Annotated in this window: 19 protein-coding genes; 9 read left to right on the forward strand and 10 right to left on the reverse strand. The window is 37.3% G+C overall.

What is annotated here, in order from left to right:
* The first annotated feature begins 3 nt into the window (after positions 1-3).
* Positions 4-1146, forward strand: a complete 1143-nt coding sequence (locus QNH20_RS15045; RefSeq protein WP_283918811.1) for a CAP domain-containing protein — start codon at positions 4-6, stop codon at positions 1144-1146.
* A 223-nt stretch (positions 1147-1369) separates the two neighbouring features.
* Here the strand turns inward: QNH20_RS15045 and QNH20_RS15050 are convergent, their stop codons facing one another.
* Positions 1370-2722: a S8 family peptidase gene (locus QNH20_RS15050; protein ID WP_283918812.1), complete on the reverse strand. Its 1353-nt coding sequence runs from the start codon at positions 2720-2722 to the stop codon at positions 1370-1372.
* A 354-nt stretch (positions 2723-3076) separates the two neighbouring features.
* Positions 3077-4717 (reverse strand): M4 family metallopeptidase, encoded by a 1641-nt coding sequence (locus QNH20_RS15055; RefSeq protein WP_283918813.1) that lies wholly within the window; start codon positions 4715-4717, stop codon positions 3077-3079.
* A 439-nt stretch (positions 4718-5156) separates the two neighbouring features.
* Between QNH20_RS15055 and QNH20_RS15060 the strand changes: the two genes are divergently transcribed.
* Together QNH20_RS15060 and QNH20_RS15065 are read left to right on the forward strand one after the other, a co-directional pair.
* Complete coding sequence (locus QNH20_RS15060) at positions 5157-6224, forward strand: sulfite oxidase (protein WP_283918814.1); 1068 nt, start codon at positions 5157-5159, stop codon at positions 6222-6224.
* A gap of 160 nt (positions 6225-6384) precedes the next feature.
* The gene (locus QNH20_RS15065) at positions 6385-6588 is read left to right on the forward strand and encodes a hypothetical protein (RefSeq protein WP_283918815.1); all 204 of its coding nucleotides are present in this window, start codon (positions 6385-6387) and stop codon (positions 6586-6588) included.
* 164 nt (positions 6589-6752) lie between these two features.
* On the opposite strand, the gene QNH20_RS15070 is transcribed toward QNH20_RS15065, so the two are convergent.
* Entirely contained in the window at positions 6753-8027 is a 1275-nt protein-coding gene (locus tag QNH20_RS15070) for an L-cysteine desulfidase family protein (protein WP_283918816.1), read from the reverse strand.
* A gap of 181 nt (positions 8028-8208) precedes the next feature.
* Here QNH20_RS15070 and QNH20_RS15075 point away from each other — a divergent pair, with 181 nt between their 5' ends.
* Both QNH20_RS15075 and QNH20_RS15080 read left to right on the forward strand, forming a co-directional pair.
* Positions 8209-8991: a Cof-type HAD-IIB family hydrolase gene (locus QNH20_RS15075; RefSeq protein WP_283918817.1), complete on the forward strand. Its 783-nt coding sequence runs from the start codon at positions 8209-8211 to the stop codon at positions 8989-8991.
* A gap of 210 nt (positions 8992-9201) precedes the next feature.
* Positions 9202-9912, forward strand: a complete 711-nt coding sequence (locus tag QNH20_RS15080; protein WP_283918818.1) for a DUF421 domain-containing protein — start codon at positions 9202-9204, stop codon at positions 9910-9912.
* A gap of 136 nt (positions 9913-10048) precedes the next feature.
* Here QNH20_RS15080 and QNH20_RS15085 read toward each other — a convergent pair whose 3' ends face one another.
* The 3 genes from QNH20_RS15085 to QNH20_RS15095 all read right to left on the reverse strand — a co-directional run bounded on the left by QNH20_RS15085 (position 10049) and on the right by QNH20_RS15095 (position 12099).
* Positions 10049-10708, reverse strand: coding sequence for a PspA/IM30 family protein (locus QNH20_RS15085; RefSeq protein ID WP_283918819.1), 660 nt, complete (start codon positions 10706-10708; stop codon positions 10049-10051).
* A gap of 23 nt (positions 10709-10731) precedes the next feature.
* A complete protein-coding gene (locus QNH20_RS15090; protein WP_283918820.1) occupies positions 10732-11076 on the reverse strand; it encodes a lmo0954 family membrane protein in 345 nt (114 codons plus the stop codon).
* A 213-nt stretch (positions 11077-11289) separates the two neighbouring features.
* Complete coding sequence (locus QNH20_RS15095) at positions 11290-12099, reverse strand: MBL fold metallo-hydrolase (RefSeq protein ID WP_283918821.1); 810 nt, start codon at positions 12097-12099, stop codon at positions 11290-11292.
* 511 nt (positions 12100-12610) lie between these two features.
* Here QNH20_RS15095 and QNH20_RS15100 point away from each other — a divergent pair.
* The 4 genes from QNH20_RS15100 to QNH20_RS15115 all read left to right on the forward strand — a co-directional run bounded on the left by QNH20_RS15100 (position 12611) and on the right by QNH20_RS15115 (position 16190).
* Entirely contained in the window at positions 12611-13213 is a 603-nt protein-coding gene (locus QNH20_RS15100; RefSeq protein ID WP_283918822.1) for a cell wall hydrolase, read from the forward strand.
* A 277-nt stretch (positions 13214-13490) separates the two neighbouring features.
* The gene (locus tag QNH20_RS15105) at positions 13491-13655 is read left to right on the forward strand and encodes a hypothetical protein (protein ID WP_283918823.1); all 165 of its coding nucleotides are present in this window, start codon (positions 13491-13493) and stop codon (positions 13653-13655) included.
* A gap of 225 nt (positions 13656-13880) precedes the next feature.
* Positions 13881-14969, forward strand: coding sequence for a hypothetical protein (locus QNH20_RS15110; RefSeq protein WP_283918824.1), 1089 nt, complete (start codon positions 13881-13883; stop codon positions 14967-14969).
* Positions 14970-14972: 3 nt separating this feature from the next.
* Positions 14973-16190: an amidohydrolase family protein gene (locus QNH20_RS15115; RefSeq protein ID WP_283918825.1), complete on the forward strand. Its 1218-nt coding sequence runs from the start codon at positions 14973-14975 to the stop codon at positions 16188-16190.
* Between the two features lie 150 nt (positions 16191-16340).
* Here the strand turns inward: QNH20_RS15115 and QNH20_RS15120 are convergent, their stop codons facing one another.
* The 4 genes from QNH20_RS15120 to menE form a co-directional block, all read right to left on the reverse strand.
* The gene (locus tag QNH20_RS15120) at positions 16341-16634 is read right to left on the reverse strand and encodes a hypothetical protein (RefSeq protein WP_283918826.1); all 294 of its coding nucleotides are present in this window, start codon (positions 16632-16634) and stop codon (positions 16341-16343) included.
* 258 nt (positions 16635-16892) lie between these two features.
* Positions 16893-17669: an enoyl-CoA hydratase/isomerase family protein gene (locus QNH20_RS15125; protein ID WP_283918827.1), complete on the reverse strand. Its 777-nt coding sequence runs from the start codon at positions 17667-17669 to the stop codon at positions 16893-16895.
* Positions 17670-17866: 197 nt separating this feature from the next.
* Entirely contained in the window at positions 17867-18304 is a 438-nt protein-coding gene (locus QNH20_RS15130) for a MaoC/PaaZ C-terminal domain-containing protein (RefSeq protein ID WP_283918828.1), read from the reverse strand.
* A gap of 20 nt (positions 18305-18324) precedes the next feature.
* Positions 18325-19842: an o-succinylbenzoate--CoA ligase gene (gene menE, locus QNH20_RS15135; RefSeq protein WP_283918829.1), complete on the reverse strand. Its 1518-nt coding sequence runs from the start codon at positions 19840-19842 to the stop codon at positions 18325-18327.
* Positions 19843-19872: the final 30 nt, after the last annotated feature.

The following is a 19872-nucleotide window of genomic DNA, read 5'->3' on the forward strand; positions in this document are numbered from 1 at the left end:
ATTATGGTTCGATTTTTTGCTATACTATCATGCATATTTTTACTATATTTTTCAGGACCTATTATTGAACAAAAGTTTGCGAATTCTGATTCTGTTAAGGCGATTGATCAAGTTCAATCTAAAATAAATGAAATCAAAACCAACCCAGAAATACTTACAACCATCAATACTCTATCCGAAAAGATGCAACAATTATTAAAACAGCTTGATCTTCATTTAAAAGAACTTCCGCTAACACAACAAAAAGATGAACCGACAAACAGAGAAAAAACAAACTTAAAAACCCCGACCGAGCAAATCTTTTCGATTCATAATGTTGAACTCGGTGAGACAAAAGAAGATATTGAACACATATTAGGACCGGCAAACCGTTCTTCCCTAAACGAATATGGGGCAAAATGGTATACCTACCATGACAAATATCGAGACTTTTTTATGGTTATGTATGATGAAAAAAATAAAGCAGCCGGTTTATACACGAACCAGGATTTAATTACGTCCGCCAATGGGATTAAGTTAGGAAGCTCGAAAGAAAATGTACGAGCAAAACTGGGGGAACCACTTACCAACATACAAAAAGGATTGACGATTTATCAATTACAAAAAAATAGCGATTATGATGTGTACCTACTTGATGGTGTATATGTAACTATTTTTTACGATAAACACGAGAACAATACTATTACAGCGATGCAATTAATCGACAAAGACATTGAACAAAAGAAACATGAACTATATTCCGAAGCAAGTACGGAATTAAAAGAAGGCTTTGAATACCAGTTATTTGATTTAACGAATGCCTCACGAGCTGAACACAAGCTTCCTATTCTCTCATGGGATAACCGTGTCAGGGAAACTGCCCGTAATCATAGTACGGATATGGCTGTCAATCAGTATTTTGATCACACAAACCTTAAAGGACAATCACCGTTTGATCGAATGAAGGAAGATCATATCATCTTTTATTTGGCCGGGGAAAACCTTGCCTACGGACAGTTTAGCAGCATCTTTGCCCACGAGGGTTTAATGAACTCACTCGGCCATAGAAAGAATATATTGCGTAATGGATATGAGTATTTAGGTGTGGGCGTTGCCTTTAATGAACAATCACAGCCCTACTACACTGAAAACTTTTATGCTAAATAGTGGTAAAAGGGAGATTAATACTTCACTGCGGAAATAAACACAGCTTCTGATGGTCGATTTAAACTCCTTTTCATTTTCCATTTTCAGATATTCCATTGGTTCATATTTATACAAAGTGTATCATTTTGGGTATTTTTGTGTCCGATTGTGCTGCAAATTTAAAAAAAGTATCAGGCACCATCTAATTTTATAGATGGTGCCTAACACTTTTTTATCATGAATATTATTTCAATGCGCTAACTGCATTAATTAATCCCTGACCGGACTTTTCATCATATCCTGGTTTGAATACATCTTCAGAAGAGTTCAAAATGATGTGTTTTACCTGGGCAGGATTTAGTTTATCTTTACCGTGTTGAGCAATAATAACGCCGGCAAGTGCAGCAACTTTTGGAGCCGCCATGGAAGTACCTCCTTTATAGCCCCACCCGCCAGGTACTGTAGCATAGCATAGGTAAGAGTTATCTCTTCCCTCTTTTGTTTCAGGATTATAGTTAGGGCCTAGATCTCCGCCAGGAGCCATTACATCAATTTTTCCTACTCCATAGTTTGAGTAGTATGCCAGATTCTTCAATTTTCCTCCTGCTGAAACTCTTATCAAATTCTGACTACTCGGGCTTCTATGTGTTGCACCTTTATTATCACCTGAAAGTTTTCCAGGGCTGCTTATATCTACGCCATTATTCCCAGCAGATCCAACAACCGTAACACCTTTTTTGATTGCATAAGTAATTGCTCGATTAAACATTTGCACATCTGCAACAACATCTTTTGTTGCAGTTTCAGGATCCTGGAACCAATCATAGCCGCCTAATGACATATTTACAACATCAACATTATCATCAGCAGCAGTCATCAATGCTTCAGCAATATTAGCAGTGGAAGCTTCACCGGTAGGACCAAAGACACGATAAGAAGCCACTTTTAGGTCAGGTCCCACTCCTATTGTTCTTCCTTTTGCTGCAATTGAACCCGCAACGTGTGTACCATGGCCATTTTCGTCCTTAGGATCTGAATACCCTGGAACAAATGACTTCCCGTAAGCATAATTTGCTTTTAAGTCTGGGTGGGTATAGTCAATGCCTGTATCGATTACTGCAACGACAATATCTTCCCCAGAAACTGGCTTTCCTGTACCTCCAGGAAGGTTCCATGATTCTCCATTATTTGTAACTTGTTTAATATCCCATTGATATTTTTCATATAGATCCGGCTTAACAGATGCGGCATCCTCAAAGGAAACCGTTGCTTCCGCAGCTGGTGCCTCAGCATAAACTTTGTTTTCTGCTCCAGCTTCAGACACGATTGAAGACTTTTTAACTTCCTTTAGGAAATCAGGATTGCTAGAGGATACCTCAACAGCCCCTAATTTTTCCAGCTTATGTTGTACCTGACCGCCAGCTTTTTTAAGTAAATCCTCATAACCTGATGGTAGTTTTGCATCATCTTTAAAAACTACTATGTATTTCTTTTCTACTGATTGGGCATGTCCTACACCAGCACCACTAGCAAAAACTGTAGATGCACACAACGTTAGGCCAATAGCCCCTGCTAAAAATCCTTTTTTAATTGTCATTTGTTGACCTCCTTTATATTTTCTAATTTTCATTATATTGCAAATTATCAGTTGGGTAATCCTTCTTTTTTCGACAACAAAAAACAGTATGTCCTACTTTAGAAGTACATAAAGTGTATTTTCTCCCACTAGTTAATTCCAAAATAGATAAATATTATTATTTTTTCTTTTGAAAGGAATGGAATTTCTGCAAATTTTGTAGAAATTCCAGTTCTATTTACTTAGCTGGTTTTATTGAAAACTTTGATTTTCTAAGATTTTTTGTAATACATCAATGATGATCCTTTCAAATAAATGACAAAAGCTTAGGGAACAGTCACTTTCACTGTTACCTAAGCTTTGGAAATCTACTATTTATTCTAAAATTCCTACTTTATCAAAACCACTGGCAGCAGCTGCTGCTTCAGAACTTCCTTCACCATAAAGGTCGGTAGCTGATTGAATGATTGCCATTCTGGCCTGACTAAAATTAGAAGTTGGGGTTAAGTAAGTAGTTAGTGCACGGTAGTAAATTTTTCCAAGTTTTTCCCGTCCAATTTCCTGTGCCGTTTGGTAGGCGGCATGGTTGATGATGGAGGAATTAATGTGAACACCGCCATTATCTAAATTACGTGGAAGATCATAGAACTCATTCATGTGAGAAGGATATTTCCCTTTTCCATTTCCATACGGTACATAGGCTGCTCCCACTGAATATTTACTTGGATTACTTAAGCTGCGCAACGATTCTCTGCCGCTAGCTTTGGCACCAGGACCCATAATATCTTCGCCAATTTCCCAATTGGCATCATCGATTAATGCACCAAAGATATCAGAAAAAGCTTCATTTAGTGCCCCGGACTGAAAACGATATTGTAAATTAGCCGTATTCGTCGTAACGCCATGGGTCATTTCATGAGCAGCTACATCAAGGCCAGCCGAAAGAGAAATCATGAATGAGCCATCTCCATCACCATATGTCATTTGACGACCATCCCAAAATGCGTTGTTATAGTTCGTTCCAAAATGAACAAAAGATTTGATGGCCATGCCTTTATCATCTAACGAATTCCTGCCGTGTTCATCAAGGTAATAGTCGTAGACCTTTTCTGAATTATAATGAGCATCGACTGCAGCCCGGTCATAATCCGTTTTGAATGATGCACTATTACTAGTAAATAATGAACCTGTTGGTGCATCATAGGTAAATATTCCACCTAAGCCTTCGTGGGCATAATCCGCTAATTGAAAGACTGTACCTTCATTAGGATTTTTACTTTGAGATATATGTAGAAGTCTATGTGCTCCTAATACTCCTGTCCCATTTCCAGTTTGCGATTTGATTTCATCTGCGTCCATTATGGCATTATATTGATCAATGACCTCTCCTGAATGTGCATCCACAAAGACAAACCAGTTTCCAGGCTTTTCACCTAGGAAATTGACATTAACTTTAAAGGCTAAATTATTTTTCCCCTCAAATGGATAGACTACAAGTTCAGTTGTAGGATCATATTGTAATTGAGCTGGAGCCTCAACAGAAGACTTCGCTGCCTCCAATGCCTTTTCACTGCTTACATCTGGTGATGTATTTAGTGACCCTTCATCTACATCCTTATTTACGGAACCATTTACCGCGACTACCTCATTCTTTTCATTATAGTGGACAATAACTTCAGCACCTTCTACCGGTACTCCATTTTTGGTTTGATTAAAACGAACATGTGTCATACCGAGATTATCTTTTATCGCAGTTTTTTCTTTTAAATTCGTCTTAGTATTACTGATTCCTATTTTATTTTTCTTTTCTTCTAAATAGTTAAGGGCATCAGTCGCATTACTAGTAGTGCGTTTTTCTACATGCTTCTCTTTAACAAAAATCGGTACATTCGCATTTTCATTCCATTTTTGTATAACGTTTGCCTCAGGTTGTTTAGCTAGTACATTACTAAATGGAATGGTTCCTGCTAAAAGTGCTGTTGATAACACAACTGGAATAATTAACTTCTTCTTCAAAAAATTACCTCCTTAACGTAAATTAAAATTAGTATAAAACTAAATATTCATAATTTCATGATTAATTAGAATTATCTTATTATAAATTACTAGTTTCGTTAGAAAGGCATTTTATATGAAAAATGAAGGACAAATACTCATAAATTGATCATTTATGTTCCCTGAGATAAATCCAGCGACCTATTTTAAGGAGAAAAATAGGTAAAGAAAGAACTATTAAAAACGGGACTTGTCTCCCAGTGCATTAAAGCTTAGGAACGCAGGAAAATCCCTGCAAGCATATAACAAGCCACTCTGCATAAAAGCGGGTGACTGACCTAATTCGAGCGTAAACTCAAATAACATTAAAGTCCTAGATATATATTTTGATTTAAAAAGGAATATAAGGAAAATATTCTTATTAGTCTAATATATTTTAAAATAGAAAGGAGATGATTTTTTGTATCAAAGTGATCGTATTATTAAAGAAAAGCCGCACCTGATCACACGTAGTTTATATCCAGAAAACCAGGAGACTCCTATTCACTTTCTAAAAGAAAATGTAACTCCAAGTCCATTAACATTTCGAAGAAATCATTTTCCATATCCTTCGATTTCGATTCAGACTTACTTTCTAACCATCACAGGTCATGTAAAAACCCCTGTTACTTTACATTACAATCAAATCATCTCTATGCCCTCCCGAACCGTGACCTCCATAATAGAATGTTCCGGAAACAAGCGTGCTTATTTCGAGCCAAAGGTATTTGGTGAACAATGGACAGAGGGAGCAATAAGCCAAGGCGTATGGAAGGGGGTACCGCTATCTCATCTCCTATCCTTCACTGGAATCAATGCCGGAGCACGTGAAGTCGTTTTTCTAGGGGGGGATTTCGGACTTAAGAACGGAGAGTACGTTCATTTTGAAAGAAGTCTTCCGCTTGAAAAAGCGTTAGATCCTAATGTAATTGTCGCATGGGAACATAATCAGAAACTGCTTAGTCCAAAACACGGTTTTCCATTTCGATTAATTGTTCCAGGCTGGTATGGGATGGCATCAGTGAAATGGTTAAAAACAATACGTGTATTGAATCATCATTTTACCGGTCCTTTCCAGTCAGATGACTATGTCTATTATCCTCATAAGGATCAAGATAAAGATTCATTTCCTGTGACTACTAACCGTGTTAATTCCATCATTCAACAACCGCGTGACCTGCAAATCCTAAAACCTGGAATACATGAGATAGCTGGTTTAGCTTGGACAGGCGAAGGCGTAATTACTTCTGTTGAGATCAGTTTTGATAATGGAGAAACGTGGAAAACCGTACACCTTCATGACACACCTCTAAAATATCAATGGGTGAAGTGGTCTTTTTCCTATGTTTTCGAAAAAAATCACGAGTACAACATCATGGTACGTGCCTTTGATTCATTTGGCCGATCACAACCTGATAAAGCATTCTGGAATCATAATGGATACGGATATAATGAAGTTTCAATGGTTAAGATACAAATAGAAAAATAGCTTTCGTTTCTATGTCAATCCATTATTTTACAATGGTGATAATTAACGGGCACCAAAGACACCACGGTGTTTTTTTGTTTGTAAAACTATAAAGGAATAATGAAAAAAATTGTACTTTTACACTCGAATGGGAAAAATTAATTTGAGGAGGTGTTTGTGCATGAAAAATAAGGAAAATGAAGCGATTGAGGCAAATCAAAAAATGGATGATTTTTTTTATGAATCTGGATACAGGAACATGAAAGGAGATTCTGATATAGAAACTGCAAATCTCGAAATCCAGGAGCAGTTTTATGGAACTGACAAAGAAGACCATTCTCTTCCTTTTCATGTTGATATCAACAATCCCCCCATAAAAAAGTAAAAAAAAGCCTTTTTTGTGCTCTTTTGCATAAAAAAGGCTTTCCATTTTGGCGATTCTAGATGATTGAGAAACTCCAGCTCCATTGAAATTTCGAAAAACATTTTCTTATTCCTTTGGTATATTCTGCGTTCTAATCACTATATCAAGAAAAAAATACCCATCCATTATTTTTCCAGCATTAATTTTAAAATGAGTTCATCTGTTTGATGTGTACCTTCGTTTCCAAGTTTGCAGAAGCTTTCAATACTTTTTTCTACATCATCGTGAATAAACCCGTCAGTTGATTTTATTTCTTGATGATTAAGTGCTAATAGAGCTGACTGGACAGCAACATTTGAACACGTTGAGACCTTCATGGCACAACCGGCCTTAGCCCCATCGCAAATCATTCCTGATACGTTGCCAATTGTATTTTGAATCGCTGCCTTAATTTGCTGAAGACCTCCATTTAGTAAATAAACAATCGCTCCACTCGCCCCCATCCCGGCAGCGGTTACACCGCATAATGCAGAAAGACGGCCAAAATTAGATTTGATATGAATGGTTATTAGATGGCTAAGGGCAACAGCTCGAATCATCCTTTCCTCGGATACTTGCAGCTTTTCGGCTGCGGCAACAACAGGAAGTGTAACAGCAATACCCTGATTTCCACTCCCGGTATTCGCCATCACAGGAAGTGTTGAACCTGCCATTCTCGCATCTGAACCTGCGGCGGCAAGGGACATTGCCGCAGTGGCCAAATCATCAGATAGAATTCCTTTTTTTACATTTACTTTTATCGTTTTTCCAACATTTAAACCATAATCTCCAGAAAGCCCTTCTAATCCTATAATTTTATTTAATTCGATACTCTTTCTTACAAGAGCTAAATCGTTAAGATCAGCAGTTAACACCCATTCATATATTTCATCAATTGTCAGGGCTTCCAATTCCTCTTCATCGGTTTGGATTCCGATATTCTCACATCCGCCAAGATACACAGCATTCCCATCTACTTCGATTAAGGTGATATTGCTATGATTATCAGAAATTACCACCCTAGAGGTCTTCTGATCTGTTTCTACAATGACTTCAATATAAAGTCTTTTTGGTGTTTCCGCTTGACCGGCAGTTACTTTACCTGCTTCAATGAGATTTAATGCCGTCCGTTCATCCTTTTTAGTGAGCCCATCTAAAATTTCCAATTTTTTATTTGGATTTCCAGCAACCGCTCCAAGGGCAGCTGCGAATTCAAGACCTTTTGCCGACATTCCTGGAATCCCAACTGATTTTGCATTTTTAATAATATTTCCGCTTGCTTTAACACTTATTGCCTGAATTTGACCACTTGCATTACTCTTTGCCGTTGCTGCTGCCAATGCAATTGCAACTGGCTCTGTACAACCAAGTGCAATTACTAATTCTTTTTCTAAAACGGCCAATATTTTGTGCTTCCCCATTTCGAGCCCCCTGCTAAAAGATAACGTTTCTAACATTTTATCATAATAGTACCTTAGTTTTTTAGTCTTTTCTTTGATTAATATATGATCCTTGATTCTTAAACTTTTATGAAAAAATGTTATACTTGCTTGGGATATTCATACTTAACAAAGCAAGATTAACATCTTAGGAGAGTGTTTTATGAACTACAAGGTTGTCATCTTAGATATAGACGGTACCATCCTTCCACATGGAAAATCAATTAGTCATCCCACAAAACATGCGATCCAGCAGTTACGGGATAACAATATAAAAGTTGTAATTGCTACGGGGAGAGCCCCTTATTTTTCAGAGTCAATTATTGAGGAAACAGGAGTAGACTCTATGGTCTTTTTTAATGGTGCCTATGTCTACCATGAAGGAAAAGAGATTTACAAGAGCGCAATTGAGAAACATGTATTAAATAAGATACATCTTTTGTCTAATGATTATCATCATCCACTTACTTTTTTAGGTGGTAGGAGCTTTAAAGCTACTGATTTGAGCCATCCATTCGTATTGGAGGCGTATCTCCAAAATCCATGGAAGCCTGAACTTGCGCCGCCTCAATTTTGGATGGAACAAGATATTTATCAATTGTTCCTTCATTGTGATGTAGAGGAAGAGGTAACCTACCAATCAAAGATTCCGGAATTAGATTTCAGAAGGTGGACCTCTACCGGAGCTAGAACATGTGATGTGAATTTAACCAAATCAAACAAAGCAGTGGGTCTTACAAAATTATTAGAAAAACTCGGCATTGCTCCCGATGAAGCTGTTGCATTTGGGGATGGTCTGAATGATATTGAAATGCTTTCTTTTGTAGGAATGGGAATAGCCATGGGGTCTGCCCTTGATAAAGTGAAACAAGCAGCCAATATGGTAACACTCTCCGCTGAAGAAGATGGAGTACGATACGGTTTAGAACGAATTGGTTTAATTTAACTTATCGGCATTTCCAAAACAAAAAAAGGGGTCATAAAATCAAAAAGAAAACACAAAATAAATAGTAGCTAATCGGCACATATTAAATAAAAAGGTTTATTAATCATTGGATTTTCCTACATTAAGAACGAATTTCTGAGATGTAATTTTCTATTTCAAGTAGTAAGTATTGGAAGATATTCATGATTAAAACATTGAGGATGAATCGTAATGGAAGAGGTAGTTTATACAATACTCCGCACAGTCGTATCCATTTTAATCTTAATGACTTGTTTTTTATGGTTTGGAAAACAAATCAACTCACATATTAACCTTTATAATTTTGCATTTTCAATTACCTTAGGTTCTTTTATTGCCAACATGGGATTTGATCTAAAATTAAAATTTTTACCTATGCTCACTGCTTTTTTAACACTAATTCTGCTCTTTTTTTCATTTTCTCTTATTTCTTCCAATAATAGGATATTCCGAAAATGGTTATCGGGTAGGCCAACTGTTATCATTGATAAGGGAAAAATCCTCGATTGTAACATGAAAAAAATTAGGTATACCCTTGATGATTTAAATCAACAGCTAAGAGAATTGGGAATATTCGATATAATTGAAGTGGAGTTTGCCATATTGGAAGTGAGCGGAAAGTTATCTGTAATGAAGAAGACAAAATATCAAAATACGACGAAACAAGATTTTAATCCTACTATAAAAAATAATGATGTAACCATTCCGAAAGAGCTCATCATGAATGGAAAAATGATCGAAAAGAATTTTAATGCTGATTATTCCAATAATTGGATCATTAACCAATTAAATCAAAGAAACCTAGAGCTTAATGATGTTCAATATGCCGTCATTTCCTCTACAGGTACTTTATTTATTGATATATATCATGATAAATTAACCTCGGCTATCGATCTTGAATAGAAACTGTTTTCAATTACCGCAATCACATAAATTTATTAAGGATACTTAGACAAAAAGTTAACGCTAGATTTCTCCAACAAAGATAGCTAAACCAGAAAAAGGACAGTGAGTCCGATCATCACAGTCCTTCCAAGTTTTATTCTTTTATTAGGTTTACTGATTTGCTATCCTGACTGGTCATTTCCTTTTCTATCTGCGCTAATTTTGCATCAATTGTGCTGCGGTAGAAGGAACTGTTCACCTTCTGTTCTAATCGGTCAAGATAGTTTTCAATGTCCTTAAACTTTGAATTAGATTGTGGTGAGTATGAATCAGATTCTAATACTTGGTTCATGCCGAGGTAAGCTCGTGTTACATTTTCTCGACCCATTAATTCCATCCGACGAAGATGCATATCCTTTAATTTATGTTTCATTTCTTCATGTTTTCTTTCTAATTCACTTACCTGTTCGGATACTTGTGCTAGTGAAGCGTTTAGGCGCTGCGCACGCTCTGAATATTGCTGATGCTCTGCTGTTGCGAATTGGCAGAGCTCTTCTTCCCCTGCTTTTAAGGCAATTTCAGCTTGGTACTTTCTTTTTTCGGCTACTTCCATTGCCAGGCTATACTCTCTTGCGAATTCATCCTTTAATTGTAATTGACGTTCAATTAATTTACCAACCTTTGCCGTTTCCTGCTCACATTGGCGGAGGTATTGATTGAGCTTACCAATCGGATTTTGTTTTTCTTTTTGATGAAGAGTTTCATTTAAATCAGCAATGATGATATCTTTTATTCTTGTAAATAGGTTTGTCATGTTAAAATTCTCCTTATTAATTATTATTTTGTTAGTTCATTCCATTGTTTTTCAAAACTTACAAACGGATCCTTTTCATTTTTCGGAGCAGCCTCTTTGTTTTTGTTCCAATTTTTATAAACGAGATAGAGTACATAAGCAGCACCCACTCCAATAAGAGCTGGTATTTGGAAGATCGTTGCTGAAAGTACCATTAAGCCGATGATAATTAACCCTATTTTCCTACCTGTTGATTCCGTCTTTAAAAACTGTTTAAAAATGAAATATAGAATCGCCAGACTAATAAGTAATCCAACCATGGGGCCAATCGTTTCGACTAAGATGATTGCTGCAAGGCCCCCAGCTAAAAGTAAACCAAATTTTTTCATTTTATTTTTCCTCCTTTATTTTGCTAATCAATTGGTTTTCCATATCTTGATTACATCTTACCTTTTTTCTACAAGTTTCATAATTGCGCTTGAGCTTGATTTTTCTATCGGACCTAAGACGTAGCTGATGCGGGACTAACAAACTGTGAGTGGTTCCAGTGACAACATAGAAAAAGGACCATCCCTAATTGGTTAGTCCTTGACTTAAATATATTAGATTACATTGCTAATTCCAGAAACGATGGAAGAAACGATATGCCTTGAATCCCATTGTCCTTCGGAAAAAGCCACAATTGGGTATTTTTTCGGAAAGATCTTTTGATCAATTTCCTCGATCGAGTGCCCTTCCTTGTAAAGATGTCCCACTTCACCGGATAGATTCTCAAGATAATCTAACTTTTGCTTCATCATGCTTTTTCCATTTTGGATGTATCCAGCATGAGAGCAAAACAGCGCTTGAAAATCATAGGTAAGCAGCCTGCGAATGGAATCAATAATGACGGGAATAGATTCACTTTCCATAATGACTTTCGTTTTCTTAGTTACGAATAAATCACCTGAAAACAATCGGCCTCTTTCTACATCAAGAAGAGCAACATGATCATCAGCATGGCCTGGTGTATAGATGACTTTCCATTCTTGACTGCGTGATTGAATCACCTCTTTAAGTGGCAAGGCATTAAACTCTGACCGCACTCCCCAGGTAATTTGGCGATACTTTGGATAGGGACAAGGTTCGGCACAAATACTAATACCATTTGGATGTACAAAGATTGGAACATTTTTGTACTTCTGAATCCATGGTGCTAAACCAGAATGATCCTCATGGCTATGAGTCAATGCTACCAACTCAAAGCTTAGTTTCTCATAATAAGGAATGAGATTCGTTTCCAGACGCTGTGGGCCTGTATCAATTAACATTCCATCAACTAAAAAAGAATAAACTGTTCCTAATATAATTCCCGAACTTTTAATATCCCCCTTTAAACACATTACATCTTCTTTGTTAAATACTTGTATCATGATCGTTCATGTTCACTCCTTTTTCATGGATTAACCTCGAGGAATTTACCCGTCACCTTGGGCTAGCGGCTGGATGAAATTGGACATATTATCCGTTTTAATTTTCAGAATTATCAATTTAATGGTATACGAAAATGAATGAATAATCAATCATTCAATCAGATCCATTTTCTAAGTACCGGTTTGGCAATTGTGAAGAATCCCACCGTAATGACTTCTGTTCGCAACAGGGTTTTTTTCTTGCAATATCGTTTCGGGTCCTAATCATCCGTATTGAGTATCGTTCTCCCGATTTCTTATTCGAAGTGGGCTCCAATAATCCCGATTGACGATCATTTTTTTCTTCCTAGTTTGTTTCGGGTTCAATAACGTCTATAGTGACCCGGTCTATCACTAGAAAAGAGATTCTCTTTTTCTATGTAATAAAACTGTAATACTAATCTATTGTTCAAATTCATAGAAATAGAAACTAATAAGAGATTCATGAGAATCAATTAGGAGGAATAGAACAATGAAAAAACTAATTGCCATATTAACAGTACTAGCAACACTCTTATTTGCATCCCCAACTTTTGCTTATACCGTTAAAAGTGGGGACACGATGACAAAGATTGCCAAAGAAAACAATCTAACTTTACAAGAATTATCAAGGCTTAACCCGCAAATTGAAAATCTTGATTTGATCTTTGTTGGTCAAACTGTTCATACAAATAATCCTGAACCGGAACCGGCAAAACCAGAAATAATTGTAGGATACTCTGAGTACGAAATAGACCTGCTGGCCAGATTGGTTCGCGCTGAAGCTGAGAGTGAACCTTATCAAGGAAAAATTGCAGTGGCCTGTGTAGTCTTAAATAGAGTAGATAGCCCATCCTTCCCTAATACGATAAAAGAGGTCATTTATGAAAAGGGGCAATTTCAGCCGGTTCAGAATGGTCAAGTTAATAAACCTGCTGATGAGGATTCTATTAAAGCCGTACACGCAGCAATAAAAGAAAACCGAAATTTTGCAGCAGGGTCGTTATTCTTCTATAATCCAGCCATTGCTACTAGTCGTTGGCTCGATTCCAGAGAAACAACTGTCGTCATTGGTAATCATGTTTTTAAACAATAGGTTCTGTACAATTAAGAAAAAAGATAAGCCCTTCCTAGAAAAATATCTCGGTAGCTTGATTTCTCTACCATAATTTACAGCACATATTTTACCCTTTGTATAACTAAATCAATTGTAAATCGCGTGAAAAATCTGTAAATATACAGTTAGAAATATGACAGAAAATTAATGATACGGTTACGTAGTGTTAAGATATGGAAAATCGGCTCTTTTTTTCCTCGGAAGCTTGTATGATACTACTGTAATAAAAATTTCAAGCGATCAAGGAGGAATAATAATGAAAGCTTTAAAGAAGTGGTTATTTGCTTTGACGTCAGCATTGATGGTACTTGGAGCTGCAGCTGCATGCTCTAACACTAGTACGGAAACGGATGATACGAAAACAGAACAAACTGATGATGGTTCTCAAACTGATGATAATTCTAGTGAGTCTGGTCAATAACTTTTCACGTTAGAATGAATATCTTCAAGTTCAACATGAACATTAAAATAGTCCTTCCAAATTTTTTTCTAACCGTTTAATAGATACTATTTTTTATAAATAACAGGTTAGAAAAACAGGAGCCGTGTTCCAATACGCAGTTTTTACAATGAATTATTTTGCCTAGACAAACACATCATTCTCTCCCATACATAGGCTATTTTAAAATGTCTGGGAGGTTTGTTTATGGAGAAAAACCAAGCCCCTAACCCCAAAACGACTAGGTCGAAGTGGCAGCTCTTTGAAGTGATTGGGATACTATTAGTTTTCGGTTCATTATTTCTTCTCATATTCGCACCTCATTCACTGTCCGAGTTATTTAATACCATAATTAAAGAAGTCAAACCAATCGTCGTCGATATTTTTCTAACAAGCGAAGTTGGCATTGCCATTATTGTAAGCGTGATCGTTGGCCGACTTTTGGAAAGATTAGGATTTACAGATGGGTTAATTCGAATCTTTGTGCCCATTATGAAGTGGTTTAGGATTAATCCTTCGGTAATTATTCCGAGTGTGTACAATATCCTTGGTGATATTAACGCTGCTGGAAAAATTTCAGGTCCAATCCTTGTCAAAGCGAAAGCAACGAAGGCAGAACAAAAAATTGCAATCGCTGCGATGATTCAATCTCCACAATCGTTTGCCACCTTTGTATTAGGACTTATCGCACTGACTGCCTTCAATATTACTGCCCTCCCACTTGTAATTCTATCCATCTTTGTTCCAATAATTGTCGTACCGTTTATTTTATCAAGGACCATCTACCGTGATACCAAGACAGTCGACCTTGAGGAATTGCCCCGTTTCACACCAAACACCAGATTTTTGCAAACCATTTTTTCATCTGCAAGAGAAGGGGCTGAACTTTTATTTTTAATTATCATTCCAGCAGTTGCCGCAGTGTTCTTCTTTATCGGAGCCTTAAAATTTATTGGTGTTTGGAGTGTTATTGAATCAAGTTTGTCATCCATCCTCACATACTTAAGTATTGAACCTAGCACAGGAATTGTCTCAATTCTCGCCGCCCCGACACTTGCCGTTGCCCAGCTCACAGACCTTGCCAGCAACATTGACCCGCGGTTAGTTGTCGGCTCTTTTGTGTTAGCCAATTCCGGTTTACCATTATCGGTTATATTTGGCCAGGTTCCAGTCACATGGGCTGAATCATCAGGACTCAATGAACGAGAAGTATTGGGAGCAGCGATTATTGGAATGGTTCTTCGTTTTATTACTGCATGTGTGCTCGGATATTTTTTAACTCCATTTTTGGTGTGATAAATGATGACATACATGATACGCGGAAAGAAAATGGTGACAGTGAGTAAACTTGGTACTATTGATCAAGGAGCCATGATAATTGATAATGGAAAAATTATTGCAGTTGGACACTGGGAGAGTTTAAAGGAAAAATTCCCGACAATAAATGTAATTGATTGCTCTGAATCTGTCATTACCCCTGCTTTAATTGATTGTCATACCCATTTACTGGAGTTTGCCCCAAGTTCACTCTACCCGGTGACACCCGAGACGCATTTTTGGGCAGGTAGATCCATCCTTTTCCATGCCTTATCATGTGGGATTACGGCACTGGGTGAACAGATCTGCGGCCATCCACTTTGTGATTTTTCAATAGAGGATTATCGAAATGCAGTGAAACAATTACCAATTGATGTTTCGTTCGCTGCGACAAGCATCTCCATCGGTTTTGAAAAATTAGCTCATTTTACCTCGGTGACACAGTCAAATGCGGTTGAACAAAAGGATTTAATCGATGCGTCTCTCGTAACAAAAATCGCTGAAGCAAGTGATTACCCCGGTGAAAACATCTTCATTAATGCAACACCCGCCAATTTCACTGAAAAGGAAGTTCCAAGAGCAGGAGAAATAATTTATTCATTAGATAAGTTAAAACAGATTGTCGATATCTATCACCAATTCGGAAAACAAATTGGCTGCCATGTCGCTGGTGAAGAAGGAATCGATTTAGCATTGAAGGCAGGGATTGATGTTCTGCACCATGCACATGGAATATCAGCTGATCAATTAGACATTGCAGCCCAACAAGGAGTCAAGATTGTAGCTACACCAATGGGAGGTACCCATCTTCCGCCAAATTCTCCTGAAGAAATTTTAAGGTTTGTAGATAAGAAAATTCCTGTATCTATATCAACAGATTCTTACCTTCCTCCATATAAGAGTGTATCTTGGCTGCCCTTCCAAGACCAAACCTTAAAAGGTCCAGAAGTCTTAATGCTCATTGCCCACTCCTCTATGCATCTTTTACAGCATCAAGGTATTGAAGAAAATGAGATTTTGGCATTGTTAACTGCTAACCCAGCTACTATTCTTGGAAAAAATCATGTGTTTGGACGGCTGGAACCTGGGTTGGAGGCAAATTTTTTAGTTGCTGAGGGAATACCCGGGTTAGAAATAACAGAGATTAATCAAATTAAAAAAGTATTTTATCGGGGAATAAAAGTGATTGATCGTGGATAGAGCGCCTTATTTTGAATATTCTAAAAATATTTACGTCTAGCAAATATGCTTCAAAAGTTAATAATAGCCGGCTCGATAAAGCACCTTTGACCACTCGGCTTTTAATAACAATGAAAAAGGCCTTCCATGAAGGAAGACCCACAAACCTTATTATTTATTGAAACTATTTTTAATGTCCATTAAATACTTGAGAATAACTGCGATACCGCCAATGTAATAAAAAATAACAAGTGTCCAGTTAGTTGGATCCATTGGAGTCATTGCTGCGATAATGTTTAATGGCAAGACGAAGTATAAAATATCTTTCAAATAATCTAATACAAAAGATAAATCGAAAGACCCCTTCATAAATGTTTGTAATAAAGAGATAAGAAGATTAATGCTAATAAGTCCAAATACTGCCCACATTGTATAAAGCATCCAGCCTGAGAGTGTAACGCTCATTGTTCATCACCACCTTTTCTATATACTATTCTGGAAATAGTGGACAGGTGATAATAAACTATCATTCCAATAAAAAAATTTCTCAAGTATTCTTAAGGTAATAGCAAAAGGACCGTCCTGGGACGGTCCCTTAATTATTTGTTTTATTAAGCTGTGAAAATTTTATCTAGTTTTTGAATTCCATCGACTATTTCGTCCCTCCACTGAGTGGTTCTTGGTCCAAGAAATCCAAATATTAACAAGTTTTTTGATCCATTACTATTTCCCAATAAAGTTTGGTGAACGCTTTTCAATAAAAGCACGGATGCCTTCACGCGAATCCTCGCTCTTAAATGCACCTTCTGAATATCTCCACTCTTCACGAAATGCAAGGTCCATAGGCAAATTCAGTAAACGAAGAACGGCTTTTTTTGTACTTTGGACAGCTATTGGACCATTATTGCAAATAATGTCTGCAACTCTTTCTACTTCCTCCATCAATGTGCCCTTTGTTACAATTTTATTAATCAGACCAATTTCTTTTGCCTCTTGGGCTGTTAGTTGTTCTCCTGTAAGTAATATCTCCATTGCTCGGCAATACGGAATTTGCCTTACTAGCCTAACAAGCGATCCAGCTGCTGCCATAATTGACCATTTAGGTTCAGGTAGTCCGAATCGTGCATCCTCGGTAGCAATCCGAATATCGGTTGCCTCCAATATTTCCATCCCACCTGCGAGGCAAAAACCATTAACCGCTGCAATAATTGGTTTCCAAACAGGAACATTTTTTAGTACCGCAGATTCTGTTTTTTCTGGATCAAGTTTTCCTTCAATTATTAATGGAATAGTTTCTTTCAAATCCGCACCCGAACAGAATGCTTTTTCTCCTGTACCTGTCAGGATGATAACACGGATATCACTGTCATGCTGTGCCTCAAGAAAATAACTGCCAACCATTTCAAAACCTTCTGGTGTCATCGCATTCATTGCATGTGGACGATTAAAAGTAATATACGCTTTATTTCCAACTTTCTTATATAAAACAGGTGGTTCCATCCAAGCTTCCTCCTGATTTCTTAAATTCTATTTGCCTATCTTTTATTTTAGCAATAGGAAAGCATTTTTTATAAATGAGTATGTTTCAACCATTGGCCGTTGTCCGTTCTCTCATCTACTTTCCTCCCAATTAACCGTTATGGATAAAAAGACACAAACAACCTTTCGAGTACTTCACCCACATCCTCAATACAGGCTTACTGTTTTTCTTTGTTTATTAATGCTTTTGAGATTCCAATGATGCACGGTTCACCTGTTTGCTTGAGGATAGCCTGTTTTACTGTCACAACTCCTGTTCCGTTGTCTTTATCCATAAGGTCGATGACTTCTAGCTCGACATGGATGGTATCGTTAATGAATACTGGATGAATAAACCGAAGCTTATCAATTCCATAATTCGCTACAACGATATCCGGGTCCATTTTCGTTAGACCTACTGCAAAAGAAAGAACCAACATCCCATGGGCAATCCTTTGCTTAAAAAAAGAATTCTTTGCGTATTCTATGTCCGTGTGCAGTGGGTAAAAGTCACCAGTAAGAGATGAAAACATGACGATATCTGTCTCAGTAATCGTCCGTCCTCTGGACTTCCATCGTTCGCCTATTTCATAATTCTCAAAATATTTATCGTACATGTTAATCCCCTCTCTCCCACTTAAGCTTTCTGTCTTAAGACCGTTTTTAAAATTTTTCCGGTTGCATTGCGCGGCAAAGCATCGACAATTTCAATCTTCTTAGGGATTTTAAACTTGGCAATTTTTCCATTTAAAAAGGTTTCCACATCTAAGGCGGACATTGGCTGACTACTATCTTTTAAAGCAATGATTGCTTTAATCGATTCTCCCCATTTTTCATCTGGATAACCAACAACAGCAGCCTCCTTTATTTTCGGATGACGAAATAAAAACTGCTCAATTTCAATAGGATAGACGTTCTCCCCGCCTGTAATGATCATATCCTTCTTGCGGTCGACAATATAAATAAAGCCTTCTTCATCGAATTTCGCCAAGTCACCTGTATAAAACCAGTCATTTTTAATGGCCTCCTTCGTTTCTTCCGGTTTATTCCAGTATCCTACCATCACGTTTGGACCATTAACAATTAGTTCACCAACTTCTCCATGTGGCACATCTCGGTCATTTGGGTCAACAATACGGACATTGGTATGGATTGGCGCTTTTCCGACTGAGCCATTTTTGCGAACCGTATTTTCTTTGTCAAGGATACAGACAAATGGAGCTGTTTCTGTCAGGCCAAAGCCTTCATAAAACGGAATATCACGTTTTTGAAAGAATTCAATCACCGTTATCGGACATGGTGCGCCTCCAGAAACGGCCAATCTGAGTGATGAAATATCGTATGCTCCAAAATTTTCGACGGTTGTTAACGCTTGCCACATAGCTGGAACAAGGAAGATACTGGTGATTCTCTCATCATGGATTTTTTGCATCACGCGATTTGGAACAAACTGGTCTTCCAAAAAGATGGTGCCACCTACATAAAGTAATGGTGTTGTTATGACACTCATTCCACCGATATGGAACATTGGTGCAACAGATAAGGTACTATCACTGTAATCAAATGCAATCGAATTGATGAAGTTAATAGCATTCCACTGCGTATTCCCATGAGATAACAAGGCGCCTTTCGGTCTGCCAGTTGTACCAGATGTATACATCATCATATGAATATCATCTAGTCGGATATCAAATTCAGGTTCTTCATTTGCAGCGTCAGCAATTAAATCTTCGTAGACAGAATCCTCTTCATGAGGATCGCTGCCAACGTGGATGTATTCTAGCAAACTTGAATTTTGGGTCCGCAATTGATCGACCAATGGTTTCATCCTGCCATCATATATAAAATGGTAGCCCCTAGAATCATTTACAATATAGTTGACTTCATCGACACTCAATCGGAAGTTGATAGGAACAAAAATAGCGCCAATTTTTGCACAAGCAAACAATGACTCAAGCATCTCATTTGTATTGAATAAAAGCGCGTTGACCCGGTCACCTTTTCTTACCCCCAAAGAAAGGAGTGCATTGGCAAAACAATTTACCCTTTCATTTAATTCTGAATAAGTATATCTTTTTTCATTGTAAACAATTGCCATACTGTCTGGGCGTGACTTACTATGCTTTACAATCCAGTTTCCAATTCCCTTAACCATTTCTCTTCAGCTCCTGATTGAAATCTATTT

Source organism: Neobacillus sp. WH10, from assembly GCF_030123405.1.
Classification (GTDB): Bacteria; Bacillota; Bacilli; order Bacillales; family Cytobacillaceae; genus Neobacillus.